Origin of the sequence: Enterococcus sp. FDAARGOS_553, from assembly GCF_003812305.1 — a bacterium.
Lineage (GTDB): Bacteria > Bacillota > Bacilli > Lactobacillales > Enterococcaceae > Enterococcus_D > Enterococcus_D gallinarum.
On record NZ_CP033740.1, the window covers coordinates 2,524,033 to 2,550,210 of the forward strand.

General features: G+C 41.6%; 26 protein-coding genes, 1 pseudogene, 1 riboswitch and 1 other annotated feature. Of the genes and pseudogenes, 25 read left to right on the forward strand and 2 right to left on the reverse strand.

Annotated elements, in window-relative coordinates; translation table 11 throughout:
- Positions 1-8: 8 nt before the first annotated feature.
- The 16 genes and pseudogenes from EGX73_RS12550 (at position 9) to dat (ending at position 16,291) form a co-directional block, all read left to right on the forward strand.
- Positions 9-965 (forward strand): siderophore ABC transporter substrate-binding protein, encoded by a 957-nt coding sequence (locus EGX73_RS12550; RefSeq protein WP_003126737.1) that lies wholly within the window; start codon positions 9-11, stop codon positions 963-965.
- A 155-nt stretch (positions 966-1,120) separates the two neighbouring features.
- Positions 1,121-1,690: a hypothetical protein gene (locus EGX73_RS12555; RefSeq protein ID WP_003126736.1), complete on the forward strand. Its 570-nt coding sequence runs from the start codon at positions 1,121-1,123 to the stop codon at positions 1,688-1,690.
- Between the two features lie 92 nt (positions 1,691-1,782).
- Positions 1,783-2,115 carry a PadR family transcriptional regulator gene (locus EGX73_RS12560; RefSeq protein WP_003126735.1) on the forward strand — a complete coding sequence of 111 codons (333 nt, stop codon included), beginning with the start codon at positions 1,783-1,785 and terminating at the stop codon, positions 2,113-2,115.
- Positions 2,112-3,077 carry a permease prefix domain 1-containing protein gene (locus EGX73_RS12565; RefSeq protein ID WP_003126734.1) on the forward strand — a complete coding sequence of 322 codons (966 nt, stop codon included), beginning with the start codon at positions 2,112-2,114 and terminating at the stop codon, positions 3,075-3,077. The genes EGX73_RS12560 and EGX73_RS12565 overlap by 4 nt, the downstream gene beginning before the upstream one ends.
- Positions 3,078-3,466: 389 nt before the next feature.
- Positions 3,467-4,030 (forward strand): alkyl hydroperoxide reductase subunit C, encoded by a 564-nt coding sequence (gene ahpC, locus EGX73_RS12570; protein ID WP_003126733.1) that lies wholly within the window; start codon positions 3,467-3,469, stop codon positions 4,028-4,030.
- Positions 4,031-4,039: 9 nt separating this feature from the next.
- Positions 4,040-5,569 carry an alkyl hydroperoxide reductase subunit F gene (gene ahpF / locus EGX73_RS12575; protein WP_021149608.1) on the forward strand — a complete coding sequence of 510 codons (1,530 nt, stop codon included), beginning with the start codon at positions 4,040-4,042 and terminating at the stop codon, positions 5,567-5,569.
- A gap of 356 nt (positions 5,570-5,925) precedes the next feature.
- A riboswitch (M-box (ykoK) riboswitch) is annotated at positions 5,926-6,115 on the forward strand.
- Positions 6,116-6,237: 122 nt separating this feature from the next.
- Positions 6,238-7,386: an FtsW/RodA/SpoVE family cell cycle protein gene (locus EGX73_RS12580; RefSeq protein ID WP_021149610.1), complete on the forward strand. Its 1,149-nt coding sequence runs from the start codon at positions 6,238-6,240 to the stop codon at positions 7,384-7,386.
- Positions 7,364-8,533 carry an FtsW/RodA/SpoVE family cell cycle protein gene (locus EGX73_RS12585; RefSeq protein ID WP_123866982.1) on the forward strand — a complete coding sequence of 390 codons (1,170 nt, stop codon included), beginning with the start codon at positions 7,364-7,366 and terminating at the stop codon, positions 8,531-8,533. Before EGX73_RS12580 ends, EGX73_RS12585 begins: the two co-directional genes overlap by 23 nt.
- A gap of 14 nt (positions 8,534-8,547) precedes the next feature.
- Positions 8,548-9,207 (forward strand): phosphatase PAP2 family protein, encoded by a 660-nt coding sequence (locus EGX73_RS12590; protein WP_081132069.1) that lies wholly within the window; start codon positions 8,548-8,550, stop codon positions 9,205-9,207.
- Positions 9,204-10,145: an LCP family protein gene (locus tag EGX73_RS12595; RefSeq protein WP_123866983.1), complete on the forward strand. Its 942-nt coding sequence runs from the start codon at positions 9,204-9,206 to the stop codon at positions 10,143-10,145. Before EGX73_RS12590 ends, EGX73_RS12595 begins: the two co-directional genes overlap by 4 nt.
- Before the next feature lie 260 nt (positions 10,146-10,405).
- A complete protein-coding gene (locus EGX73_RS12600) occupies positions 10,406-12,304 on the forward strand; it encodes an endonuclease MutS2 (RefSeq protein WP_123866984.1) in 1,899 nt (632 codons plus the stop codon).
- 156 nt (positions 12,305-12,460) lie between these two features.
- Positions 12,461-12,832: pseudogene (locus EGX73_RS16470) on the forward strand (GNAT family N-acetyltransferase); the annotation flags it as partial.
- A gap of 207 nt (positions 12,833-13,039) precedes the next feature.
- Positions 13,040-13,468, forward strand: a complete 429-nt coding sequence (locus tag EGX73_RS16475) for a GNAT family N-acetyltransferase (RefSeq protein ID WP_029487399.1) — start codon at positions 13,040-13,042, stop codon at positions 13,466-13,468.
- 403 nt (positions 13,469-13,871) lie between these two features.
- Positions 13,872-14,975: an AI-2E family transporter gene (locus EGX73_RS12610; RefSeq protein WP_123866985.1), complete on the forward strand. Its 1,104-nt coding sequence runs from the start codon at positions 13,872-13,874 to the stop codon at positions 14,973-14,975.
- Positions 14,962-15,417, forward strand: a complete 456-nt coding sequence (locus EGX73_RS12615; RefSeq protein WP_041120071.1) for an N-acetyltransferase — start codon at positions 14,962-14,964, stop codon at positions 15,415-15,417. Before EGX73_RS12610 ends, EGX73_RS12615 begins: the two co-directional genes overlap by 14 nt.
- A gap of 28 nt (positions 15,418-15,445) precedes the next feature.
- Entirely contained in the window at positions 15,446-16,291 is an 846-nt protein-coding gene (gene dat, locus EGX73_RS12620) for a D-amino-acid transaminase (RefSeq protein WP_003126719.1), read from the forward strand.
- 220 nt (positions 16,292-16,511) lie between these two features.
- Here the strand turns inward: dat and EGX73_RS15970 are convergent, their stop codons facing one another.
- Both EGX73_RS15970 and EGX73_RS12625 read right to left on the reverse strand, forming a co-directional pair.
- Positions 16,512-16,685: a hypothetical protein gene (locus tag EGX73_RS15970; RefSeq protein ID WP_021149618.1), complete on the reverse strand. Its 174-nt coding sequence runs from the start codon at positions 16,683-16,685 to the stop codon at positions 16,512-16,514.
- Positions 16,682-17,341: an NAD(P)H-dependent oxidoreductase gene (locus EGX73_RS12625; protein ID WP_005473272.1), complete on the reverse strand. Its 660-nt coding sequence runs from the start codon at positions 17,339-17,341 to the stop codon at positions 16,682-16,684. The genes EGX73_RS15970 and EGX73_RS12625 overlap by 4 nt, the downstream gene beginning before the upstream one ends.
- A gap of 190 nt (positions 17,342-17,531) precedes the next feature.
- Positions 17,532-17,583, forward strand: a sequence feature (sodium ion sensor (DUF1646 type); this cis-regulatory element may regulate processes involved in with the transportation of sodium ions).
- Positions 17,584-17,699: 116 nt separating this feature from the next.
- Between EGX73_RS12625 and EGX73_RS12630 the strand changes: the two genes are divergently transcribed.
- Genes EGX73_RS12630 through EGX73_RS12670 form a run of 9 tightly spaced genes read left to right on the forward strand, consistent with a single transcriptional unit; the run spans position 17,700 to position 26,131 of the window.
- Positions 17,700-18,032: a hypothetical protein gene (locus tag EGX73_RS12630; RefSeq protein WP_005473270.1), complete on the forward strand. Its 333-nt coding sequence runs from the start codon at positions 17,700-17,702 to the stop codon at positions 18,030-18,032.
- Positions 18,010-19,977 carry a V-type ATP synthase subunit I gene (locus EGX73_RS12635; protein WP_003126714.1) on the forward strand — a complete coding sequence of 656 codons (1,968 nt, stop codon included), beginning with the start codon at positions 18,010-18,012 and terminating at the stop codon, positions 19,975-19,977. The genes EGX73_RS12630 and EGX73_RS12635 overlap by 23 nt, the downstream gene beginning before the upstream one ends.
- Positions 19,970-20,440: a V-type ATP synthase subunit K gene (locus EGX73_RS12640; RefSeq protein WP_003126713.1), complete on the forward strand. Its 471-nt coding sequence runs from the start codon at positions 19,970-19,972 to the stop codon at positions 20,438-20,440. Before EGX73_RS12635 ends, EGX73_RS12640 begins: the two co-directional genes overlap by 8 nt.
- Positions 20,441-20,455: 15 nt before the next feature.
- Positions 20,456-21,049 carry a V-type ATP synthase subunit E family protein gene (locus EGX73_RS12645; protein ID WP_005473267.1) on the forward strand — a complete coding sequence of 198 codons (594 nt, stop codon included), beginning with the start codon at positions 20,456-20,458 and terminating at the stop codon, positions 21,047-21,049.
- A 3-nt stretch (positions 21,050-21,052) separates the two neighbouring features.
- The gene (locus EGX73_RS12650; protein ID WP_005473265.1) at positions 21,053-22,033 is read left to right on the forward strand and encodes a V-type ATPase subunit; all 981 of its coding nucleotides are present in this window, start codon (positions 21,053-21,055) and stop codon (positions 22,031-22,033) included.
- Positions 22,023-22,334, forward strand: a complete 312-nt coding sequence (locus EGX73_RS12655) for a V-type ATP synthase subunit F (protein ID WP_003126710.1) — start codon at positions 22,023-22,025, stop codon at positions 22,332-22,334. The genes EGX73_RS12650 and EGX73_RS12655 overlap by 11 nt, the downstream gene beginning before the upstream one ends.
- Positions 22,335-22,349: 15 nt before the next feature.
- Entirely contained in the window at positions 22,350-24,137 is a 1,788-nt protein-coding gene (locus tag EGX73_RS12660) for a V-type ATP synthase subunit A (protein ID WP_003126708.1), read from the forward strand.
- Positions 24,121-25,521 carry a V-type ATP synthase subunit B gene (locus EGX73_RS12665; RefSeq protein ID WP_005473263.1) on the forward strand — a complete coding sequence of 467 codons (1,401 nt, stop codon included), beginning with the start codon at positions 24,121-24,123 and terminating at the stop codon, positions 25,519-25,521. The genes EGX73_RS12660 and EGX73_RS12665 overlap by 17 nt, the downstream gene beginning before the upstream one ends.
- Positions 25,502-26,131, forward strand: a complete 630-nt coding sequence (locus EGX73_RS12670; RefSeq protein WP_005473260.1) for a V-type ATP synthase subunit D — start codon at positions 25,502-25,504, stop codon at positions 26,129-26,131. The genes EGX73_RS12665 and EGX73_RS12670 overlap by 20 nt, the downstream gene beginning before the upstream one ends.
- Positions 26,132-26,178 lie beyond the last annotated feature (47 nt).

Consider the following 26,178-nt stretch of genomic DNA (forward strand, 5'->3'; position numbering starts at 1 on the left):
AGGAGTATATGAAAAAAATAGTATTTAGTTTGGCTGTATTGGTAATGATCACGGGGTTAGCAGGATGCGGCTCTCAAGAAAAAGGAGAGTCAACAAGTGCCTCAACGGCTGCAGCGGCGCCTGCCGAAATCGAAGTGACAGATAGTAATGGCAAAGTGACTGTGCCATTTTCACCAAAAAAAGTCGTTGTTTTCGATAACAGTGCACTTGATACAATGGATGCTTTAGGCGTAGGAGATCGTGTTGTAGGAGCTGCTACGAGCAATATGCCTGACTATTTAAAGAGTTATGCTGCGGTTGACTCTGCAGGTGGTATCAAAGAACCTGACTTAGAAAAAATCAATCAGATCCAACCTGATTTGATCATTATCTCTGGCCGCCAAAGAGACTTTCAAAAAGATCTGGAAGCAATTGCACCAACGATTTTTCTAAGTGTAGACAACGAAAACACTTGGTCATCGATCGATAACAACATTCAAACTATTGCCCAAATCTTCGGAAAAGAAGAGGAAGCCAAGAAACAGTTGACTGCTCTGCAAACAAGAATCGCGAATCTTTCTGAAACTGCAGAAGCCAGCAAGGAAAAAGCATTAGTTGTCATGATGAATGAAGGTAGTCTTTCTGCCTTTGGTTTGGGATCAAGATATAGCATTGTTTATGATACATTTGGGTTTACGCCAGTCGATGATACATTAGAAGCATCGACTCATGGGCAGAATATTTCTTATGAATATTTACTGGAAAAAAACCCCGATATTATTTTCGTTATTGATCGTACAAAAGCAATCGGTGGGGATACAAGCCAGAGTACGTTGACTGAAAATGAATTGGTTCAGCAAACAACTGCTGGAAAAAACGGGAAAGTGATCGAATTAAATCCGCAAGTTTGGTATTTAGCAGGATCTGGGATCGAATCATTGGACATTATGTTGTCTGATGTTGAACCGGCTGTTGCAAAAGATTAAAGGCTTGTTATCGGATAAGGATGGCTTAAATGAGAAACAGTTGCGAATGTTGGATGTTCGCAACTGTTTTTGTATTGAAAACAATTTATTCAATTTAAACCAAATTTAGTTTTTTTCAGGTATGCTAGGTTCAAAGGGAAGGAGCGGATTCCGAAATGCACAAATATTTGCTGGCGGCTGCCTTAGGTTTAGTACTGTTAATAGGGGGATTATTTCTTCGGGTAAACCTGATCCCGATCGCAGACTTTGAGCTATTGACTTTGGCAGAAAAAATTACATTACAAACAGAGGTGGGGCTCGCGCCAAAGTGGGGGACAGTCTTAATGGGCAGCGGATTAGCTATTTTGTTGTTGGTTTTCATTTCCTATTATTGGCCCTCCAAACCGGGGCACAAAAACTATTTGGTCGGTGCGGGTTTACTTGCGCTTTGGATAATCTGCGTAAAGATGATTTTTTTCCCGCCTCAAAAGGAATGGGTCGAAGGGACGGTCATGAAAGTCTATGAGGATGGGTATGCATGTTTTCAGACGAAGAAAAACGCGGAATCACGTTATTCATCAGATTTTGGTCTGTATTATTTCGAAAGCAGCGACAGTTGGCAGCTTCGAGAAGGACAGCAGATCAAAGTTTTAACAGAAGGTGGGAGTTTCATAAAATTTGATGAAGTGTTTTTACCGGTAATTGATGTTCAACCGTTAGCGGATGTTTCTCGGTCTCAAGACTGAATTAAAAAAAGAATCACAGATTTACTTTACCTGTCGTAGTAATTGATTTATAATTATTACGACAGGTAAAGTAATTTTAAGGAGGGGATCGAGTGATATCCAGCGATGGAATTCGGGGATACAATGATGCAATCATCTTATCGATTCTTTCCAAAGATGATTCCTATGGATACGACATTTCAAAACAGATACGTGAAAAAACAGATTCGCTCTATATCATTAAGGAAACAACATTGTATTCTGCATTCACACGTTTGGAAAAACAAGGATTGATCCGCTCGTATCCTGGAGAAGTGACTCATGGAAAGAAACGCACCTATTATCAAATCAGTGAGGCAGGAAGAGAATTTTTAGAAGTAAAAAAACAAGAGTGGCAGCAAACAAAAATTGTTGTTGAGCGCTTTTTACAAGGAGGAGCAAAATGAAAACCATCCGGGATTATTTAGATAGTTTGTTTTTGAATGTACCCACCACGCCAGAAACAAAGAAAGCCAAAGAGGATTTGGCTGCGATCATGGAAGACCATTACCATGAATTGATTGAACAAGGAAAAAGCGAGCATGAAGCAATCGGGGCTGTGATCAGTGAATTTGGATCAATTGATGAGTTGCTTCAAGAACTGCAAGTAGCGCAGTCAGAAGATACTGCAGAAGAAGCCTGGTTAGATGCTATTACAATCGATGAAGCCTTTGATTTTTGGGGGAAGATTCGCCGTTTTGCCTTCTCACTTTCTTTAGGTATTGCGTTATGTATCGCTTCTCTTGGAATATTTCTCTTTTTTGCCAATGAAATCGATAGTGGCTTAGGACTATTAGTCATGTTCATGTTTGTTGCATTGGGCGTGGGCTTTATTATTACCTCCGGCTTGAACTATTCTGCATCAAAACGAAAATTAAACGATCGTCCATTTGATCAAGAAGTAAAACAAGAGGCGCGGAAGCAATTGGAAGATTATGAAAAGAGTTTTCGATTTGGTCTGGTGCTAGGGATTTCTGCATGTATTCTGTCGGTGACACCCTTTTTCTTGATGGAAGCTATTCTTTACATTCCCAGTGGTTTAGCTTTAGGACTGTTTTTTGCGGCAGTTGCATTAGGAGTATTCTTTATCGTCTATGTCAGTATCATCCGCACAGGATTTGCCAAAATGGCCGATGGCGTTTACTTTATTTCTAATGAAGATGAACCCGGACCACGGGCAGCGCAACACATTTATGGAGAATCCGCAGGAAAAGTTCGCTTTTTTAATACGGTTTATTGGCCAGTGATCCTTGTGGTTTACTTCCTCTGGTCATTTTCAACAGGAAGCTGGGCCTATTCATGGGTAATCTTCATCTTGGGTGGGGTTTTTCAAGATTTCTTTTTGCCTCATCAGAAAAATAAGCGCTAAGGAATTTCTTGAAATAGTTTTTGATAAACATCTGAAAGATCCGAGGTTCTGCTAGAGCAGAAGAGGAGTCCTTCAGGTGTTTTTCTTATCGGTTTGGACAAATAAAAACTTTTCACTTTGATGAATTTGACAAAGTGAAAAGTGACTTAAAGTTATTGAGAAAATATCCTTGTAAATGAGAATGAGTAGCCTTGAGGGTATAATTGTTAGAAAAGTGAATCTATTTATTTTCCCAGAAATCATTTTAAAATGAAAGTGAAACGCTCATTTATGAGGAGAAATTCATTTTGTTTAAAAAAATGCAAAGAGACTATTGCAATTCCACTGGCTTTAGACTAATAATTAAGAGAGATTATTCTCAAATAATAATTCTAATTGGAGGAATCGCTATGTCATTAATTGGAAAAGAAATTGAGTCATTTGAAGCACAAGCTTATCACAACGGAAAATTTATCGACGTTTCATCTGAAGATTTCAAAGGAAAATGGAATGTGGTTTGTTTTTACCCAGCAGATTTTTCATTTGTATGTCCAACAGAATTAGAAGATCTACAAGGTCAATATGCAGCATTGAAAGAACTAGGAACTGAAGTTTATTCTGTTTCGACAGATACTCACTATACCCACAAAGCATGGCATGATCACTCTGATGCAATCAGCAAGATCGAATACATTATGGTTGCTGACCCTTCTCACACGATCTCTCGTATTTTTGATGTACTGGATGAAGAAAGTGGCCTTTCGCAACGAGGTACTTTTATTATCGATCCTGATGGCGTTGTTCAAACGGTTGAAATCAATGCGGATGGAATTGGACGCGATGCTAGTGGATTGATCGACAAAATTCGTGCTGCCCAATACGTGCGGACACATCCAGGTGAAGTTTGCCCAGCTAAATGGAAAGAAGGAGAAGACACCTTAACACCAAGTCTTGATCTAGTTGGAAAAATATAGGAGGTTGACATGGCTTTAGATAATGGAATTAAAGAACAACTGAAACAGTATCTGGCAATGCTGGAATCTGAAATTGTTTTCGCAGCTAGTCTTGGTACAGATGACGCCTCACAAAAAGTTCGTGATTTCTTAGAAGAAATCGCAGAAATGTCCGAACGTATTACGATCGAAGAAGTAACTGCAGATCGGACACCCAGCTTTACAATTATGCAACCAGGTATCGACAGTGGCATTGCTTTTGCAGGTCTTCCACTCGGGCATGAGTTTACTTCATTTATTTTAGCTTTATTGCAAGTTAGTGGCCGGGCGCCAAAGGTCGAACAAGCGATTCAAGACCGTATCAAACAAATCTCTCAGCCTTTGCATTTTGAGACATATGTTAGTCTGACGTGCCATAATTGTCCGGATGTCGTACAGGCGTTGAATATCATGGCTGTCTTGAATCCGAATATCAGTCATACGATGATCGAAGGTGGTATGTTCAAAGCGGAAGTAGATGCCAAAAAAATTATGGCCGTACCAACCGTCTTTTTGAACGGGGAAGAATTCGCTAGCGGTCGTCAGACGATCGAACAATTACTTGAACAAGCTGCTGGTCCGACTAGCAAAGACTCGTTTGCAGATAAAGATCTGTTTGACGTGTTGGTCGTAGGGGGCGGTCCAGCGGGTGCAAGTGCTGCTGTCTACGCTGCCCGTAAAGGGATCAATACAGGCATGGTGGTGGAAACTTTCGGTGGTCAAGTGATGGAAACATTAGGAATCGAAAACATGATCGGTACACCTTACACAGAAGGACCAAAATTAATGCGTCAAGTGGAAGAACATGTCAATGAGTATAATGTAGATGTCATGAAAGGACAACGTGCCAAAGATATCCGCAAAAATGAATTCGTGGAAGTGGAATTAGAGAATGGTGCTGTTTTGAAAACAAAGACAGCGATCCTTGCCACTGGTGCACGGTGGCGGAACATTAACGTTCCGGGAGAGCAAGAGTTTAAAAATAAAGGGGTTGCTTATTGCCCTCACTGCGATGGTCCGTTGTTTGCTGGTAAAGAAGTGGCAGTTATTGGTGGCGGTAATTCTGGTATTGAAGCAGCGATTGATTTGGCAGGTATGGCAAAACATGTCTATGTATTGGAGTTCTTGCCGGAATTAAAAGCAGACCTTGTTTTACAAAAACGACTAGCAACATTGGAAAACGTGACGGTCATCACCAATGCTGCTACCAAGGAAATTGCGGGTTCCGATCATGTGGAGCAGCTGACTTATGTGGATCGGCAGACAAATCGTGAAGCCACTTTAGCTGTGGAAGGCGTCTTTATTTTGATTGGCTTGATGCCGAATACAGAATGGCTGAAAGATCGAGTGGCTTTGAATGAACGCAATGAAATCATTGTCGACAAACATGGAACTACAGATCTTGCTGGAGTTTTTGCTGCCGGAGATTGTACAGACAGTGCCTACAAGCAAATTATTATTTCGATGGGTTCAGGAGCAACAGCAGCGTTAGGCGCATTTGATTATTTGATTCGCCAATAATCAAATGCGGACTGATCCTTTAAATAGGTACAAGGAATGACTGCAACGCCGTTTACCAATTTGATTCATTTTTGATCCATGATCATTGCAGCTGATGGCTGAACTTCAGTCAAATAGTTGCCAGTTGATTGGGTATCGATGGATCGATGGCAAATGGCTGTTGCAGTTTTTTTGTCCTGAAAATAACGAGAAATCTCTAACTAAAAAAGGCAGCGATTCAATGAGCTGTGAGAAAACAGGGGAATTAGTCAATTGCTTAAAGATGTTTAAGAATAATTAAAGAAAAACACAAAATTGCGGAATTCAGTTGTCATCATGAGGAACAAAAGGTAACATTCAGGATGAATAAAAATAACGGATAACCTTGTTAGGTGAGGCTCCTATACAAACATAAGCTATTGCGCAGAAACGTCGAAAGACGCCAATGTGTAAAACAGGAATTGTCGGATTAAGGCTCTTCATAAAATAGCTAAGAAGAAATAAATACTACTAATTTGCTTCTTCTTTACGTTGTATAGTGCCAAAACTCGGACGATGAGATTGCTTGCGAAGTCGAACGTCTTGAGAGAAGTTTGGCTTTTTTTCTTTTCTTGAGTATGTTTCAAAACGTAAATGGATAAAATAAATAACGTCTGAAATCACCTGCTCCAAGGGAAGGAGTGGACGATATGAGTAAAAAGAGAAAGATCGATTGGTTACTTATCACAGCTTATTTGCTGTTGAGTATCATCGGTCTTTTAATGATTTATAGTGCAAGTTCTTACCGGTTGATGACTGCTGGGGGTGCACCGGCCGCGTTGTTCCAGCGACAACTGATTTTTCTGCTGTTGAGTTGGGGAATGATTCTTTTGATTCAAAAAACCCGCGTCGAAATTTTGTTAAGCAAAAAGTTAGCTGTGGGACTATTGGCCTTTGGCATTGTCATGTTACTGTTGGCCTACCTGCCATTTTTCGGGGTATCAGTTAACGGTGCTCAGCGCTGGATTTCGATTTTTGGCATTCAGTTTCAGCCTTCAGAAATAACAAATGTCGGTATGATTCTTTATTTGGCAAACTATTTTAAGGACAAACGATCTTTCAATGAATTAAAAAAGCCGCTCTTTCTCTTATTTCTATGTTGTGGGCTGGTTCTAATGCAGCCTAAAGTTGCAGGAGTAATGATTTTACTATTTTTGGCTTTTGTTATGATCACGACTGTTCAAGTGCCAGTCAAAGTCACATTCCTGCTATTTACTGCACTGATTTCCAGTTTATTTCTTTTAGGAGGTGCGGTCCTCTTTTTAGGACAACACGGCTGGTTACCACAATTCTTCATGCATGTATACAACCGGATCCAACTTGTTGGAGATCCATTTTCTGACCCATATGGTCAAGGTTTCCAAATGATTCATTCCTATTATGCATTATTCAATGGCGGATTAAGCGGGTTGGGTTTAGGCAATAGCATCACGAAAAAAGGGTTCTTACCCGTTGCGGAGACAGACTTCATTTTTTCGGTATTGGTAGAGGAGCTTGGCCTTTTGGTAGGGATTTTTGTAATTGGATTATTATTTCTAATTGTGTTGCGCCTGTTTATTCGTTCGGCAACAGCTATTGATTCACAAATAGGCTTGATTCTATTAGGAACTGCCACATTGTTGTTATTGCAAACAAGTATCAACATCGCAAGTATCTTAGGGTTAATGCCTATGACAGGGGTTCCTTTACCATTTATTAGTTATGGTGGCTCCAGTTACTTTATTCTTTCGTTTGCTTTTGGTATTTGCCTCAAATTGGAAAGAGGGAGGGAAGCAAATGAAGTACTTCAAACGACATGAAGTGAATTATGCACTGATTCTACCGGTTTTCTTACTTTTTTTATTGAGTATTGCGGTTCAATATGGTGCCAGTGTGCTGGATGGCATTGATCCGGGACCGGTTGTTGTGCGGCAACTCTTTTTTTGCATCATTGCCGCAATCGCATTGTTTGCGGGCAGTTTACTTTCGACGACTTTTTTATTGCGGTTCTCTGGCATCTTTTATGTTCTTTCTCTAGGATTGATGACATTATTGTACTGGTTTTATGATCCCGTCATGTTTGAGTTGACCCATACAAAACGTTGGATCCGAATCGGCCGTTTCACATTGCAGCCTTCTGAGATTATGAAATTGGCTTTTGTATTGTTTATGGTGTATCTCACACTCTTATATGAAAAAAGACAGATTCAGCGAACAATCAAATCTGACTGTTTCTACATTCTAAAAATAGTGCTTTATAGTTTGCCGACTTTTCTATTGATGTATAATCAACGGGACTTTGGTACTAGTTTGGTTTTCATCGTAATGCTCGGCGCACTATTTGTTATTTCCGGTGTCCATTGGAAACTGTTGACAGTAATTTTTACGGTATTGGCTGTGGTTGGCGGACTGTTATTGCTATTAGTCTTTACTGATTGGGGGAATACGATGTTGTTTCGATTGCATTTTAAACCCTATCAATTGGATCGAGTCAAAGCTTGGGCAGATCCTTTTGCTTATCAAGACTCGATTGCTTACCAACAAGTACAAAGTATGTGGGCAATTGGTTCAGGTGGTCTCCTCGGGGCAAGTGACACGCACATTCCTGTCTACGTTCCTGTGCGTGAATCCGATATGATCTTTACAGTCATCGGAGAATCATTTGGATTTTTAGGCAGTTCATTAGTAATTTTTCTCTATTTTTATTTGATTTATCAGATCATTTTTGCAGCATTGCGGACAAATAATAAAGCCTCGGTCTATCTATCGATCACGTTTGTTTTTGGTTTGGTTTTTCAAATTTTTGAAAATATCGGGGCGGCGATTGGATTACTGCCTTTGACGGGTATTCCACTACCATTTCTGAGTCAAGGTGGGACCTCGCTGATTGCAGTTGGTCTCTCTTTAGGCATTATTTTTGGGCTGGAGAAGGCGTATGCCCCGAAAAAAACTTTCCCAATAAATTAAAGGAGTTTACTAAAATGTTCAATCGAACTCATCGGATGACGGTCAGTCTTAGCTTTATTGCATTGTTTTTTTTATTGACGATCCTAGTCTTGCATCAGCCACACTGGTTTCAAAGGATAGACCGACTCTTTTGGAATTTGCCTCAGATGCGCACTGCTTTAGGAGACCAAATCATGTTGGGCATCGCTTCGACTGCTACGATCCTACCAATAACTGGTTTATTTCTGCTTTTGGGCATCTATTTATGGAAAAAGCAGCAACGAGTTTGGGCAATCTGGGGAATAGGAAATCTGATTGTAGTGAGTGGTATCGGTCAAGTGATGAAATGGCTGATTCAGCGGCCACGCCCAGTCCTAGAAGCTGGGATGGTTCGCGATTCACACAGCTTTCCCAGTGGCCATACCCTGCTAGCTGTTACACTGGTGACTACCTGTTTGCTTTTCACTCGATTTTTGTTTAAGAAAAAAGGTCTGTTGGCTATCCTCGGCGGCTCTTTCATTTTTTTAGTAATATTTTCCCGCTTTTATTTAGGCGTTCATTACCCAAGCGATACCCTCGCAAGTATCTGTTTAGCAAGTGGGATCACATTGATGACTTATGAATGGACTGAAAGGATTCTTACGAGTAAAAGTAACAATTTATCCGATAAATTCAAGCAAAGGAGAAGACCATGACGAATGGAAAGAAAGTTTGGCTGACGCTTTTGGTTAGTTTAACACTGCTTGTGACTGTTGGAACAGTCTATGCGCTGCGCATCGTTCTTCGTGCAGAACAAACGGTTCAAACCATGCACGCACCGATTAAAGGGCGAGAAGCAACAGTAATTGAAGAGGTAGAACCCCTAAGTCTGCTCCTTTTGGGTATCGCAAATGATTCAAAGCGAAAAACAGACTATCGTGCGAACACGATCATGATCGTGACATTGAATCCAAAAAATAAGCGGACATCCATTACAAGTATTCCTCGTGATGCTTATGTAGAGATTGTTGGTAAAGGTTTCAAAGATAAAATCAATCATGCCCACTCATTTGGGGGCGCCGAAATGATGATCGCTTCGATCGAACAATTTTTACAGATCCCAATTCATCATTATTTCTCGATCAATATGGATGGCATGGTAGATTTTGTAGATGCGATTGGCGGAATAACAGTTTACAACGATTTTGAGTTTACGGCTGAGAAAATTCATTACCCAGAGGGGGAGCTTCAATTAGATGGTTGGGCAGCACTTCAGTATACTCGGATGCGTAAAGATGATCCAGAAGGGGATTATGGCCGGCAGAGACGACAACGACAAGTGACTGAGCTCCTCGCTAAAGAATTGCTGTCTCTGTCAAGTTTGTTCCAGTACCAAGAGCTCATGTCGATCGTTGGAGAAAACGGCCAAACGGATCTCACTTTTCAGCAGATCTCACGATTAATAACGAGTTACCAGTCTACCCTAACAACAGTTGATCTCTATCAAATACAGGGGACAGGCTTTACGGGAGATGGATTGCAAGGAGAAGCAGGGATTTCTTACCAAGCAATCTCTGATGAGGAACGACAGCTAGTGATCCAGCGATTACATTCTGAATTGGATATGCAAACACATAATGAACCGGCAGAATAGATGATGTTGACAATTCGATCATAGATATACTAAAATAAAGAAAATCGTTCAAAAAAAGAAAGAGGTCTCTTGATGAGTGTCTTAGGTATCTAACCAGCAAATTTAAACAAATAAACAATACTAAGTTTATTTGTTGTGCCTGCAGATACCGATCAAAATCGTTATTGATAAAAACAGGTGATGGGGAACTGTCACCTTTTTTGTACACTTTTTTTGAACGTGGAGGAGAGACGTTTCACGGGCACAAGAAAGGACCTCATATGAATATCCCACAAGAAACTGAATTTGACACAATTAAAACAACTGTTAGTCAACGAATCCTTAGTGATTATGGCAAGCAACGATTTGCCGAACAACAACCGGCCTCTTCTATTCATTCCGCTAGAAAAAGACTAGCGGAGACAAAAGAAGCAATGGCCCTCTTAGGCTCTGGGCAACAAGTACCATTCATGGGCCTGTCTGATATTTTGCATCATACGACAAAAATCGAAAAAGGCTTGATTTTAGAGCCGAGAGAATTGATCGATTATGGAGACTTTTTACGGTCTTTTCGATTGATCCGTCAGATGTTTGAAAAAAACCAGTGGCAGACACCGCGGCTTACTGGCTATGCGCAAGGATTAACGGATTTTTCAGACACCGCACAAACAATTTTTGACAAAATCCGAAATGGCCGGATTGACACCGATGCCAGTCGTGAACTTAGGAAAATCCGGGGACAAATAGCCAAGCATGAAGCAGAATTGAAAAAAGTCTTTTCAAAGTTTTTGCAAGATCCACGACTATTACAAGATGCACGAATCATTCAAAAAAATGATCGCTACACACTACCTGTGCGCTCCGAATTTCAACATCAGATCAAAGGGCAGATTATTGAACGCTCCAATAAACGGGCAACAGTTTTCATTGAACCAGAAGCAGCGATTCGCTTGAACGATCGCTTGATAATGGCCAAAGCAGAGGAGACTGCCGAGGAGTATCAAATTTTAGCTGGATTGACTGGACTGCTTGCAGAAAACTTAACAGAAATTTTTACCTGTCTGGATGTATTGGTTGAATTGGACATCATCTTTGCTCGAGCAAAATACTGTCGTGAAATTCATGGTGTTCCGCTAGAAATCAATGAAGCAGAAGTAATCGACTTACAGGAAGTTCGACACCCATTGTTAGGAGCAGCAGCAGTTCCTCTGTCATTACAACTTGGTTACGATGCTCGCTGTCTGGTGATCACAGGTCCCAATGCCGGTGGGAAGACGGTGGTGTTAAAAACTGTGGCACTGGTTTGTGTGATGGCGCACTATGGTCTCTTTCCTTCACATGCTGGGGGAAGTCAGGTTCCATTTTTGAAAAATCTGTGGATGGATATTGGGGATCAACAAAGTTTAGCGAACGCATTAAGTACCTTTTCGGGACATATGAACAACATTGCCCAAATCGTCAAGCATGCTTCACGGCAAAGCATTGTATTGCTGGATGAGATCGGCAGCGGAACAGAGCCAAATGAAGGAGCTGCTTTAGCGATTGCGATCATGGAAGCCATCTATCATTCAGGTGCGCTTTTGATCGCTACTACCCACTATGGGGAAATCAAACAGTTTGCTATTGATCATCAAGATTTCCATACGGCTGCAATGGCTTTTGATCCAGAAACATTGACACCTAAATATCGGCTGCTTTCTGATGCTGTGGGTACCAGTAATGCCTTTTGGATCGCAGAAAAGATGTCAGTCTCTAAAGAAATCGTTGCTAAAGCACAACGATACTTAGAAACGAAACAGTATCCAACGGAAAAAGCAGTATTTAAAGGCATCCAGAAAGAACGACAGCAAGTATCCGTGGCTACTTTAAAAAAAGGCGATCGCATCTCTTACACAGAGACAAATCAAACGGGCTTGTTTTATGCCTATTTAGAAAGCAATCAAGCACAGATTTTGCTGGATGAATCATTGGTTATCGTTCCCACTAGAAGAGTCAAGCTTCTGATGTCTAGAGAAGAATTATATCCAGCAGGGTATGACTTGGAGAGTCTGTTCCATTCATTTGCAGAACGGAAATTTAACCGAGATATCGACCGTGGATCGAAGAAAGCGCAAAAGAAATTAAGAAAACAAGCACAGGAAAGGCAAGCATTTGCGAAAGGCGACGGCGCGCAACCGTAATTGATCGCAGGAAATAAGCTAGCGAAGATAACTTTCAGTAAAAATCAAGCTATTTTGCAACAATACGCAAGTGTTTCCAATAATGGTAGAAATAGCGCTAGAAATGCAATAAATATATAGGATGCTCACAGCAAAGGTCCGAAAGAGGGGAAAGAGATGATAGAAACAACGCGTTTAATTTTAAGACATTGGCAGAATTCTGATGCCAAAGAGTTGTTTGAGTTGGCAAAAGATCCTGCTATCGGCCCAAGAGCCGGCTGGTCGCCGCATCAATCTGTGGCAGAAAGCGAAACAATTATTACGGATGTTTTTAACACGAATGAAACGACTTATGCTATTTGTCTGAAAGATGGCATGCCGATTGGCAGTATTGGTATTATGCCAATCAGCAAAGAATTTATGCTCCCTCCTGCAGTTGAAGTAGGCTACTGGATCGGGAAAGCTTACTGGGGACAAGGCTATACAGTGGAGGCGTTGACTGCGATCCTTGCTGATCAGTTTGCCAGGGAACCGAAGCTAACGGTTTGGGCAGGCTATTATGATGGTAATGAACAATCTTGGCGCGTCCAACAGAAATGCGGTTTTGTCTATCAGTTAACTCAAACAGTCGAGGTTCCTCTGTTAAATGAACAAAGAAAAGAACACTTTACTAGCCTCACGTATAACCAATGGCTAGCTGTCTCAGAGAACGGCCAAGGAACAGCAATTCAAAAGAAAGAAAACAATTCATCAACGATTCACTATAGCAAACACCTTCCAGAGGACCCACAACAAATCCTTTCGTTGTATCAAGATGCTGGCTGGTCCTTGTATATTCGCGAACCAGAAGTCTTGTGGGCAGCACTTCAGCAATCCCACATGATCACTGCTTGGCAGCAAGAGCGCTTAGTTGGTTTGGTGCGAGGAATAACGGATCAGCAAACGATTTTGTATATCCAAGATTTACTCGTATTGAAAGAATTCCAGCGGCAGGGAATCGGGCAAACGTTACTAAAAAAAATAGTAGGAGACTACCCGAAAATTCGTCAAAAAATTTTATTAACTGACGATACGAAAAAAACGCGGGCTTTCTACGAAGCTTGCGGGTTCCAAACAGTGGAGAAAAGTCATGCGGTCGCCTTTTTATATGCCGCTAACAAAGTTAGTGAAGGTCTATCTTCCTAATAAATAATAGGAAAAGAAGTAGGAAAGTAAACAGGGAAGTAAGTAGGTAAATAAGTAAGAAAAGAAGTAGGAAAAACTAGTGGCATAAGTCTTAACCAAGAAGACACACTCGATCACTAAAGAAGCCGTCCTCTGGATGTCGTCTTATAATGGCTGATCTTGACTGTTGTGATCGAAGGTTTATCAGACTGATGCCACTAGTTTTTTTGATCGTAGCAAGGACTTGTCTCTAGCAAACCTCTTGTTTCATTTTTCTAGCGGGAACTCAGAAAACGTCAAATTTAATAACATTAATGAAATAATTTTATTGAAATTTTGTTTTTGTGACAAAAAAATCGGTTAAGACATAGTGAATATGCTAAACTAGTAATGATTGTTTAACAAAAAAACAGGAGGTTTTTCTTTGGAGCTATTAAAAAAGTCGAAATTATTTGCAGTACTTGTGTTTATTTGTTTGGTGGGACTAGGCATATGGATCTATTCAAATATTCTGTTTGTCTTCCGCCCGCTAGAAGCCATTTTTGCTAGTGTCTTTTTACCCGTTTTGATTTCTGTATTTATTTTTTATATCTTTTTGCCTTTTTTCAATTTGATCAAAAAAAGGAGCAACAATCAACATCTCGCTCTTTATGTCACATTGCTTCTGATCCTCTTTGCTGCTTATTTAATCATTCAGGTGATCGGTCCGGCACTGATTAACGAAATGGCACGTTTTATCAATCAGATTCCTTACATCATCAACAGAATCATTGACAATATCGATCATTCTTCTTTTGAGGAATTATTTGGTCCACTGTTAGATTCATTGGATATCAACCAAATCAGTAATCTCGCTGCTCAGTTTATCACTGGGGCTACGAATAGTCTGACAAGTTTGGTAGCAATCGTCTCTCATTCAGCGATTGTTTTGTTCACGATTCCGTTGCTATTGGTTTATATGTTTAAAGATGGACATAAGGTTCCTGATCTTTTGGTCTCGAAAGCACCAAAAAAAATTCGCTCTCTTATTCTGCAGTTGTGTCAAGATTTTCATCAAGCTGCTTCAGCATATATTAGCGGAAAGCTACTTGTCTGTTTGTATGTTGGCGTCTTCAGCTATCTAATCTTTACATTTTTAGGCTTGCAAAATGCCTTGTTACTAGGCTTAATCTGTGGTGTTCTAGATATCATTCCGTATTTTGGTCCTTTTATCGGCGCGGCACCAGCATTCTTGTTTGCTCTGAGTCAAGATATGAAAACAGCAGTCTTGTTAGTTATTGGCATTACGATCATTCAATTTGGCGAGTCGTATGTTGTTTCACCAATCGTCATGAATAAAGTGCTACATATCCATCCTATCATTGCCGTCTTCTTATTATTGATCGCCGGGAATTTATTAGGATTTGTAGGAATGATCGTTGCGCTGCCGGTCTATTCGATCGTGATGGCCATGGCAGGCACTTTGACCCGCTATTATCAACAGCAAAAACATGTAAAGCAAGAAGGAAAAGAAAATGAAAATCGTTGAATATGCAGGGGACAAAGAAGATTTTGTACTAGCAAAAATAATACGGACCTCTTTTGATGCAGATACCGCATGCCATTTGGGGGCAGACAAACAAGACGGTCCATCTGGCTATCATAATGGAGAATTATTGAAACGAGTGAAGCAAGATCCAGATCTCAGTCTTTACCTGCTGCAAGAAAATGGCATTATTGGTTTGATTGTGGCAAATCCTAGTAAACACCAGATTTGCTACTTTTGTCTCGACCCTGATTTTATTGGTAAAGGGGTTGGGACTCTTGCTTGGCAATTATTTGAAAAACGATTTCCCGTCGATTACTGGATACTAGAAACACCAGCATATTCCCTTAGAAACCAGCGTTTTTACGAAAAAAATGGCTTTAAAAAAATTGGTGAAAAATGGTATAGTAAAGACCTATCCTATATCTACCAAAAAAAATTTTGATAAAATCGCAAAGTGAGGGAAGGCTATCATGAAAGTCTTATGGAATGAAGAGATCGTTGATCGACAAGAGGTTCAAATCGATATCGAAGACCGCGGCTACCAGTATGGAGACGGAATCTACGAAGTTATTCGCATTTATCAAGGGAAAATGTTCATGGCCGAAGAGCACTTGCAGCGACTAGAGAACAGTGCCGCTAAAATAAAAATGACATTGCCTTATGAAACCACCATTCTCAAAGACAGATTACGTTCATTGATCGACATTGAGGGAATCACTGACGGAGAAGTGTATTTGCAAGTGACAAGAGGGGTTTTAAGTCCGCGAAATCATGTTTTTCCTCCTCAAGGGACGATAAAAAGTGTCCTTACTGCAAATGTTATTCCATTCCATCGTCCAGTGGACATGCAGCGTAATGGTCTTCAAGCCACATTAATCCCTGACCAGCGTTGGCTTCATTGTGACATCAAATCATTAAGCCTTTTGGGGAATCTGCTCTCTTTAGAGGAGGCTCGGTCCAATGGTTATGATGAAGCACTACTGCATCGAGAGGGCTTTTTTACGGAAGCTTCCGCTTCAAATTTATGGTTTGTTTCCAAAGGAACGGTGTATACGCATCCGGATGGCAATCTGGTTTTACCTGGGATCACAAAAATGAAAGTTTTAAGCTTGTGTCAGGAATTGAAGCTACCAGTTAAGGAAGAAGCCGTTGCGATTGATCGATTAGCAGAATTTGATGAGTGTTTTATTACCAATTCTGTCTGGGAAATCGTGCCAATTGTTGGTATCGATGGTCATCCGGTGGGAACTGGACAGCTAGGAGCTGTGACTGCTAAACTACAACAAGCGTATATTGAAGCAACCAAAAAGAACTGACTCCAAACAATACACCCACCTGAGATAGAAATCCCCCTAAGAGTTAGCTGACTAGCGACCTCTTAGGGGGATTTTACCATTTAGTAGATGTTAGTTGAAATAGGAATCAGAGACGTGCTAGCAGAACACTTAGTTTTTTCAAGTTTCTGTTTCATTCAGCCACGTCGTTTACTGTGCTTAGCAATCAATTGTTGGGCGTTTCATGTTGTCAAAAATGGTCTTACCAGTCTTGGGGATTCCATAATTTACTGTCCAACTCGCCTTGCTTCAGTTGAATTCGTGTTTGTTGTTGTGTCAAAAGCACTTCTAATTCTTGCAAGAAGGCTTTCTCATGATAATTGAGTGTCTCCTCGGTTTGTTCTTCAATCAAGGAGTGGATCCATGCCTCATTCATTCGTAAGCCTCCATTTCAGCAAGAGCTTCATCTAATTCAAGTAAGGTTTCCTGATTTTGGATAAGTTGATCGAGAAGAGGAGCGAGTTTTGGATTTTCAGCTGTCAGTGCTTCTAGTCTTTGAATAAACCACTGTTGTTTGGCAGCAAATGAAAAGGGGGCTTCCATTGTCAGCAGCTGCTGATAGTCGATCACAAATCGCCGTTTCTCTTTTTCTGTTTTATACATTAACTGATCGAGAACGAGAACCGGTAAGATGGTCATTTGGTATTTTTGTGCCATTAAAGTTAGAGGTCGCAAAATTTCAGAAAAACTGGCTCCTTCTTTTCCACCTAGTTGAAATTCTTTGGCTGCAACGCCTGTAGAAAGAGCAAAGCCGATTTCTTTATTTAATAAGTAGGGTTTGGCTGCCTCCCAAACCGTATCGATCCAACATTTCATTTTTGCAGGAACTTGGTACCAATAAAGGGGGAACTGGAAAATCAGACGATCGATCGTTTGCAATCGTTCTAACTCAATCTCTAAATCAAAATCCCCCGCAACTTTGTCAAGCATATGAACACTGACATTAGGCATCTTGGCACTTTCGCTAAAAAAACGTTGAGATAAAGAGTCGTCATAGGACGGATGACTGGCAATAACTAATGTTCTAATCATAAAGAAAATCAATCCTTTCCCTATAGATGTAACATAATTCTGCCAAAAACGGAACTACTCTGCTTTTAAATTAGAAGGATAAATGTGAGAGAGGCTAAAGTCATTATTGGTTCAGTGAAATCTTTACTGACTTGAATCGTCCGTCTTTTTTTGCTATACTGTTTAGTGAATTGAATAGAAGACAGACAAAGGTTGAGCATTTCGATGCTTCAAGGATCACGTTCTCCAAGGGGTGAGGAGAACATTCTTGAAGGCGTGCCGATCTTTTTTTTGAAGGCATACTTCTTTACGAGGTATGCCTTTTTTGTGTCTATTTTTCAATTGTCTTGTTTACTTTGACAATAGGAGGGATATTTTGATGGAAGAGGCACTGAAACGCCTGCAAGAGGCAGAAGCCTATAATCAACAGCAGATGCAGCACTTGCAACGGGCGCTGTCTGATTACGAAGAAGAGAAGCAGGAGGAACTACAACAGCGTGTACTTGAATTGAGAGCAGCATGTCTGCGTGAACAGTCCGCACTTGAACAACAATTACAACAAACGTTGCAAAAAACGACGGAACAGATCGAAGCAGAGAAACAACAGTTTATTGCAGATCTCCAAGAAAATGTTCGTCGCTGTCAAGAACAAGTGGTCGATCAGATCGTTGAAGGAGTGATCCAAACTTATGGCAGTCACGAAACTAAGTAAGCTGACCTTGATCGCCCCCGAAAACCATCAAGAGCGGTTATTGAAAAAACTGCAAAGCTTACAGATGGTTGAGATTGAAGATGTCTTTGAAAATGCAGAAAATCAACCATGGCTCAAAGAATTTTTTGCTGATTATCAACAAGAGACAGCGACTAGCTACGCAGAGACGCTTCGCAGGATCCAAGAAGCAATCTTGTTCATCCGGCGACAAGGCGGAAGCGGCAAAATACGAGAGTGGCAACGCCAATCTTTACAACTGCCTGCATTTGAAGACTCCTTTCAAGAGCAAACTGTCTTGACGCTTGTCGAACAAATTGAAGAGTTGCAGTTGCAATGGCAAAAAAATCATGAAGCGATGCAAGCCGCTTCTCAATCAGAAACCTGGGGAATGGAATGGCAAAACCTGGATGTTTCTCTCGAAGAAAAAGAGTTGGCATTTGCCACTTTCTTTTGTGGCAGTGTTGAAAGTTCTCATTGGGAAGCCATATCAGCGACCCTCAAACAACTTGATGCTGTTTACCTGGAAATGATTTATTCGGATACAAAAAAGACAAATTTCAGTTGTCTTTACCCGAAGAAGCTTTCTGCAGAAGTTGAGAATGTTTTTCAGCGATATAGTGTAAAAAAAGAAAATACGGACAGTCTGAAAAAACCAAAAGTGCTGTTGCACGAGGCCCAGGCAAAACTGCGAGAGCTAGCGGATCAGCGAAAACAGCTGGCAAATCAGATTGGCACGTATAAAACTAAGATTGCTTGTTTGCAGCAAGCAGAAGAATATTTTTTGACAAAAGAACAACGAAAAATGGTACGAAAACGATTGGTCACTGGCAAACATCATACTGTTTTGAGAGGCTGGGTCGCGCAACAAGATCAACAGACTCTTGAAAAAGAGCTGGCAGATTCTTTTAACGGCGAAGTCTATTGCTCATTCAATGAACCTACCTTAGAAGAATTGACTGCGAATCAAGTTCCAGTCAAACTGCAAAATGCTTCGTTTATCAAACCATTTGAAATGTTGACGGAAATGTATAGTTTGCCTAAATATGATGAGATCGACCCAACGCCTTGGATGACACCTTTTTATTATGTCTTCTTTGGGATGATGGTTGCTGATTTGGGCTATGGCGGATTGATGGCACTGGTGACCACTATTGGCCTGCACTTTTTCCGTTTACCTAAAGGGACGAAACGGTTTATGAAGCTGTTTCAAACATTATCCGGTCCTACGATGATTTGGGGATTGATCTATGGCTCGTTTTTCGGAGCGACTTTGCCATTTCATTTGTTATCGCCAGCGAAAGACTTTATGGCTATTTTTGGATTATCCATGATTTTTGGAGGGATCCAATTGTTTACAGGTCTTTATTTGGCCGCGAAGGAAAATATTCGCAAGAAAGATTTTTTAGCAGCTGTCAATCAAGGCTTTTCTTGGCAAGGCTTGCTGGCGGGACTTTTGGTTGCTGCTGCTGGAAATTGGCTCTTTACCGCCCCAGCACTCGTCACATTAGGATTGATTATAGCAGGACTTAGCGGGCTGCTGATCGTGATTGTGCCGATCATTAAAGGAAAGTCCAAAGTTGGCGGTTTTTTCATGGGGATCTATGATCTCTATGGGGTAACAAGCTATATTGGCGATTTTGTCAGCTATAGTCGTTTGATGGCGTTAGGGATCTCTGGCGGCAGTATCGCCGCTGCCTTTAATTTATTAGTGGGCTATATGCCGCCGGTAGCACGATTTTCTGTTGGGATCATTCTGTTAGTGATCTTACAGGCGCTAAATATTTTTTTGTCATTACTAAGTGCTTACGTGCATGCAGCGCGTTTACAATATGTAGAATTTTTTGGCAAATTCTTTACAGGTGGCGGCCGGGCGTTTGACACCTTTAAGCCGAGTGAAAAATATGTCGATTTTGAAAAAGAAAACGGAGGAAAGAAAGATGATTGATTACTTGATTAATAACAACGGTGGAATGGTATTTGCGATTATAGGGATGGGAATCGCAACGATTTTTTCTGGAATTGGTTCAGCAAAGGGTGTTGGAATGACAGGGGAAGCAGCTGCGGCGTTGACAACGAATCAACCTGAGAAATTTGGGCAGGCACTGATTCTACAGTTACTGCCAGGAACCCAAGGTTTGTATGGTTTTGTGATTGCCTTTATGATCTACGGCAGTTTGGCAGCAGAGATGTCGACGGTGACCGGAATGGCCTATTTGATGGCTTCATTGCCGGTAGCTTTTACCGGATTGTTCTCTGGGATCGCACAAGGAAGAGTGGCCGCATCAGGGATTCAAATCTTAGCTAAAAAACCGGAACACTTTTTCAAAGGAGTTATGTTCTCAGTCATGGTGGAAATGTACGCGATCTTAGGCTTCGTTATTTCTTTCCTACTATTAGGATCCATTTAAAGGAGGCGACAAGCAATGGAGGCAATGGATGCCATCGACAAAATGATTGCTGAACTAGATCGGGAAGCAAAAGAAAAACGGCAAGTAATCGAAACGGACACTAAAACAAGGATCGATGCCGATTTTGCAGCTGCCTGGTCCCAAAAAGAACTAGAAATCAAGCGCCATTCAGTAGAAGCAAAAAAACAAATCGAAAAAAACTATCAGCAAGACATGAATCGGCGAATAAAAGCAGCCAAACAAGAAGGGATTAAACAAGCTCATAAAGAACTGGAGACATTATTCGCGGCAGCTTATCAAAAAATGAATGGATTGGCGCCTGATACAGTCCAACATCTGGCGGAAAATACATTAATGCAATTACCCGTTTCGGGAGAAGTAATCTTTCGTTGTGGACAGCAACAGTCAGCAAGTTTGACAAAAGATTGGTTGACTGCTGTCAATCAAAGGTTGCCTTATCTTGCAAGGATGGGCAAACCATTGGAGCAAGCAGGGTTTATAGTAGAAGACAATGGCGTTTTCTACAATTTCACCTACCAAGCTTTACTAGAAGAATACAAAAATGAAACGAGAGAACATTGGCTGAAAGTGATCCAAAAAGGAGGGTAAGCTATGGCGAGCTATCATCAATTGAATCCACTGATTCGGATCAAAGAGACAACCTTGCTTCAAATGCAAGATTGGCAGCAGCTGATTGCAGCAGAGTCTATGGATCAAGTAATGGCAATCTTGCAGCAAACGAATTATCAACGTTATCTGGGCGCTGATTTTTCCGAAAAATTTGAGGGGTATCTGGATCAAGAAATGCTGACAACCATACAAGAATTAGCAGAAAACGTTCCAGATCCTGATGTGCTTCGTTTGATCATGCTGCCGTATACCTTTCATAATTTGAAGGTATTGACCAAAGAAGATGTAACAGGGAGAGATTATAGCAATTTACTGATCGAAGATGGATTCTATACGATCGATGAACTAAGAAATGCCATCCAAACAGGATCTTCGGAAAGTATACCGTCTAAAGTCATTGAAACGATCCAAGCAGTAAGGGAATACTTAGAAGTTTCTGCTGTTTTGCAAGGGATCGATATTATTTACGATCGCCGCTTTTTACATGAGCAACGACGCCTAGCCGAAAAAATAAATATTCCAGCACTGACACATGCGGTGATCACAGGAATCGACCTTACGAATATCACGATTGCTGCACGTTGTTTGCTGCAAAAAAGATCAAAAAGTTTTATGGCGGCTGTTTTAGTCAGTGTGGGAAGTATTCCCAAAGAAGATTATCTCGCTTTTGCGGAAACCTCCTTCACTGACTATCTCGCCTTTTTGAAACAAACTGGCTATCAAGAAGCGCTACTGCCGCTATTACAAGAGACCACGATCGATTTTGCTGCATTGGCACTAGTGAAAGATGACTTAGTTACTCAGCAGTTCGTAGCTGCTGAAGCGTTGGGACCAATGCCATTACTCGCGTTTTTAAATGCCAAAACATTGGAGATTCAGAACTTGCGGCTGATTTTGGTAGGAAAGCGCAGTGGCTTCACAGAAGAAGAGCTGAGAGAGAGGATGAGGTACTATGGCAGCTAAGATTGGTGTGATCGGCAGCAAAGAATCCGTGTTACCTTTTCAGCTTTTTGGCTTTCAAGTGTGTTACGCAACCGCAAAAGCGGAAGTGACTCGTGCCTTTCAGTGCTTAGTGAAAGAAGAGTATGCGGTAATTTACGTAACAGAAAAATGTGCGGCATTGATTCCAGAAGAAATTGCCAAATACCAACAGCAAGTTTCACCAGCGATCATCTTGATCCCAGATTACGATGGATCCCAAGGGGTAGGGCTGAAAATGATCCAGGAAAATGTCGAAAAAGCCGTTGGGCAAAACATACTATAGAATGGAGCTGATGTTGTGGAAACAGGAACAATAATTAAAGTGTCAGGTCCGTTAGTTTTAGCAAAAGATATGGGCCATGCAAGTTTAGAAGATATTTGTTATGTCGGTGATCTGGGGGTTGTTGGAGAAATCATCGAGATGAGAGGAACGATCGCTTCGATCCAAGTTTATGAAGAAACGTCAGGTATCGGACCAGGAGAACCCGTCCGAACAACAGGAGAACCGCTGTCTGTTGAGTTAGCACCGGGAATTATGTCTCAAATGTTCGACGGGATTCAACGGCCATTAGAAACATTTATGGAGCTGACCCAAAGTAACTTTTTGAAACGAGGGGTCCAGCTGCCTGCATTGGATCATGAGAAAAAATGGACCTTTGAACCGACCATTGCGGTGGGAACGGAAGTTACTCCAGGAATGGTTATCGGGGTCGTCCAAGAGACGCCATTGCTCCTCCACAAAATTATGGTGCCTAATGGCGTTACAGGACGGGTCAAAGAAGTTTTTGCTGGTGATTTTACGATTGATGAAACGGTTTATATTCTTGAGACACCAAAAGGAGAACGCTCCTTTTCGATGTTGCAAAAATGGCCCGTACGGCACAGTCGTCCAGTCAAACAGAAATTAAATCCGGTAGAGCCAATGATCACTGGGCAGCGAGTGATCGACACTTTCTTTCCAATCGCAAAAGGGGGAGCCTCTGCGGTCCCTGGCCCCTTCGGTGCGGGAAAAACAGTGGTCCAACATCAAATTGCTAAATGGGCAGATGTGGACTTAGTGGTCTATGTAGGCTGCGGAGAACGGGGCAATGAAATGACGGATGTAATGAATGAATTTCCGGAACTGATTGATCCACGAAGTGGCGAATCCTTGATGGCTCGTACTGTACTGATCGCGAACACTTCCAATATGCCGGTTGCCGCTCGGGAAGCTTCTATCTATACCGGAATCACGATTGCGGAGTATTTCAGAGACATGGGGTATTCTGTAGCGATTATGGCCGATTCCACATCTCGTTGGGCGGAAGCGTTGCGAGAAATGTCCGGTCGCTTGGAAGAGATGCCAGGTGATGAAGGCTATCCTGCCTATTTGGGCAGTCGCTTAGCCGAGTATTACGAACGATCCGGTAAAGTGATTTGTTTAGGCTCGGAACAAGAAGGGAGCATCACTGCCATTAGTGCAGTATCTCCATCTGGAGGGGACATCTCCGAACCTGTCACGCAAAACACCCTGCGAGTGGTGAAAGTTTTCTGGGGGCTGGATGCCACGTTAGCTCAAAAAAGGCACTTTCCCTCTATTGATTGGCTAAAAAGCTATTCCCTGTATGAGAATGAAATGGGCGCTTATCTGGATCGTCAGTTGCAAGTGGAGTGGTCGAAAAATGTGACTACGGCTATGCGGATGCTGCAAAAAGAAGCTGAACTTTCTGAAATTGTGCGTCTAGTTGGGATTGATGCCTTATCGGATAAAGATCAACTACTGTTAGAGATCACGAAGTCATTGCGAGAAGATTATTTACAACAAAATGCTTTTGATGCTGTTGATACTTTCACTTCTCGAGAAAAACAATTTGAAATGCTGCAGACCATCTTACTGTTTCATGACGAAGGTCAAAAAGCTTTAGAATTAGGCGCCTATTTGACAGAAATCTATCAGGGAACAGAACGTCTGCGAGATAAAATCGCTCGCATGAAATATCTTCCGGAAGATGATTTAGAAGGAATCCGCAAATTGGAAAGCGAGATAAAAGATACGATGAAAGAAATCTTGCAGAAAGGAGATCGTACGGATGATCAAAGAATATAAAACGATCGGGGAAGTTGTCGGTCCTTTGATGGCGGTCGATCGTGTCTCAGGAGTGAAATATGAAGAGCTGATCGAAGTACGTCTGCAAAATGGTGAAATTCGTCAAGGTCAAGTCTTAGAAATTCAGGAAGATAAAGCACTGGTGCAAATCTTTGAAGGTACTGGCGGAATTAATTTACGAGAATCCAGTGTGCGCTTCCTCGGACATCCGTTAGAGCTAGGTGTTTCTGAAGAAATGATTGGCCGGGTTTTTGATGGGTTAGGACGAGTCAAAGATGGTGGTTCAGAAATCATTGCTGAGAAACGAATGGACATTAATGGGGAAGTAATCAACCCGATGGCTCGAGATTACCCAGATGAATTTATTCAAACTGGCATCTCTTCTATCGATCACTTGAATACGCTTGTTCGCGGTCAAAAATTACCGATTTTTTCTGGTTCTGGTCTGCCGCATAAAGAATTAGCTTCTCAAATCGCTCGTCAAGCGCAAGTGCTCGACACAGAGGACGACTTTGCGGTTGTTTTTGCAGGTATCGGGATTACGTTTGAAGAAGCAGAATATTTCATGGAAGATTTTCGCCAAACCGGAGCGATTGATCGGTCTGTTGTCTTTATGAATTTGGCAAATGATCCGGCAATTGAGCGAATTGCTACGCCGCGAATGGCTCTCACAGCTGCCGAATATTTAGCTTATGAAAAAGGGATGCATGTCTTAGTTATCATGACGGATATGACCAACTACTGTGAAGCGTTGCGGGAAATATCAGCTGCCCGTCGTGAGGTACCTGGGCGCCGAGGCTATCCTGGTTACCTCTATACGAATCTTTCCACATTATACGAGCGAGCTGGCCGCTTACGGGGAGTGAAAGGGTCGGTGACCCAAATCCCTATATTGACGATGCCAGAAGATGACAAGACCCATCCTATTCCTGACTTGACTGGTTATATCACAGAAGGTCAAATCATTCTTTCAAGAGAGTTATACAAAAACGGCATCCAGCCGCCGATTGATGTCTTGCCTTCTCTTTCTCGGCTGAAGGACAAGGGAACAGGTGAAGGCAAAACTCGTAAAGATCATGCATCAACGATGAATCAACTCTTCTCTGCTTATGCGCAAGGGAAGCAAGCCAAAGAACTCGCAGTCGTTTTAGGGGAGTCAGCACTATCTGATGTCGATAAAATCTATGCCAAGTTTGCGGAACGCTTTGAGAATGAATACCTGGATCAAGGTTATCAAACAAATCGGTCCATTGAAGAAACGTTGGATCTTGGGTGGGAACTGTTGGCGATGCTGCCGAAAGTAGAATTGAAACGGATCAGCGATGCGTTACTAGAGGCGTTTTTACCACAAGGAGAGGATGCAGATGAGCAGACAAACCGTTAATCCAACTCGCATGGAACTAAGCCGCCTCAGCAAACAGTTGACGACTGCCAAAAGAGGTCATAAACTGTTAAAAGACAAACAAGATGAGTTGATGCGTCAGTTCATCGAACTGATCAAACAAAACAACCTTTTGCGTAAAGAAGTAGAAACACAATTACATCGTGCCATGAAGGCTTTTCGCCTAGCCAATGCCACGATCAATGAAAAGTACATTGAAGAAATGTTCATCTTGCCAGCAACAGAAGTTTCTCTTGATGTCTCAACCAAGAATATCATGAGTGTGGAAGTGCCTGTGATGCAATTCGACTATGATGATGTGGTGATGCAGGCACCGATCGAGTATGGGTTTGTGAACTCGAATGTTCCTTTGGATCTGGCAATGGGACGTTTCACCGATGTCTTGCCTAAACTATTGTCTTTGACAGAGATCGAAAAGACTTGTCAATTGCTGGCGGATGAGATAGAACGAACACGCCGCCGGGTCAATGCGCTAGAATATTTGACGATACCAGAATTGGAAGAGACGATCTATGGGATCAAAATGCGTCTTGAGGAAAATGAACGCGCCAATGTTACTCGGATGATCAAGGTAAAAAATAAAACAAAGTGAATGCCACGTCAGTCGAAAATCTGCTTGGCACAAAGGTAGGAAAGAAA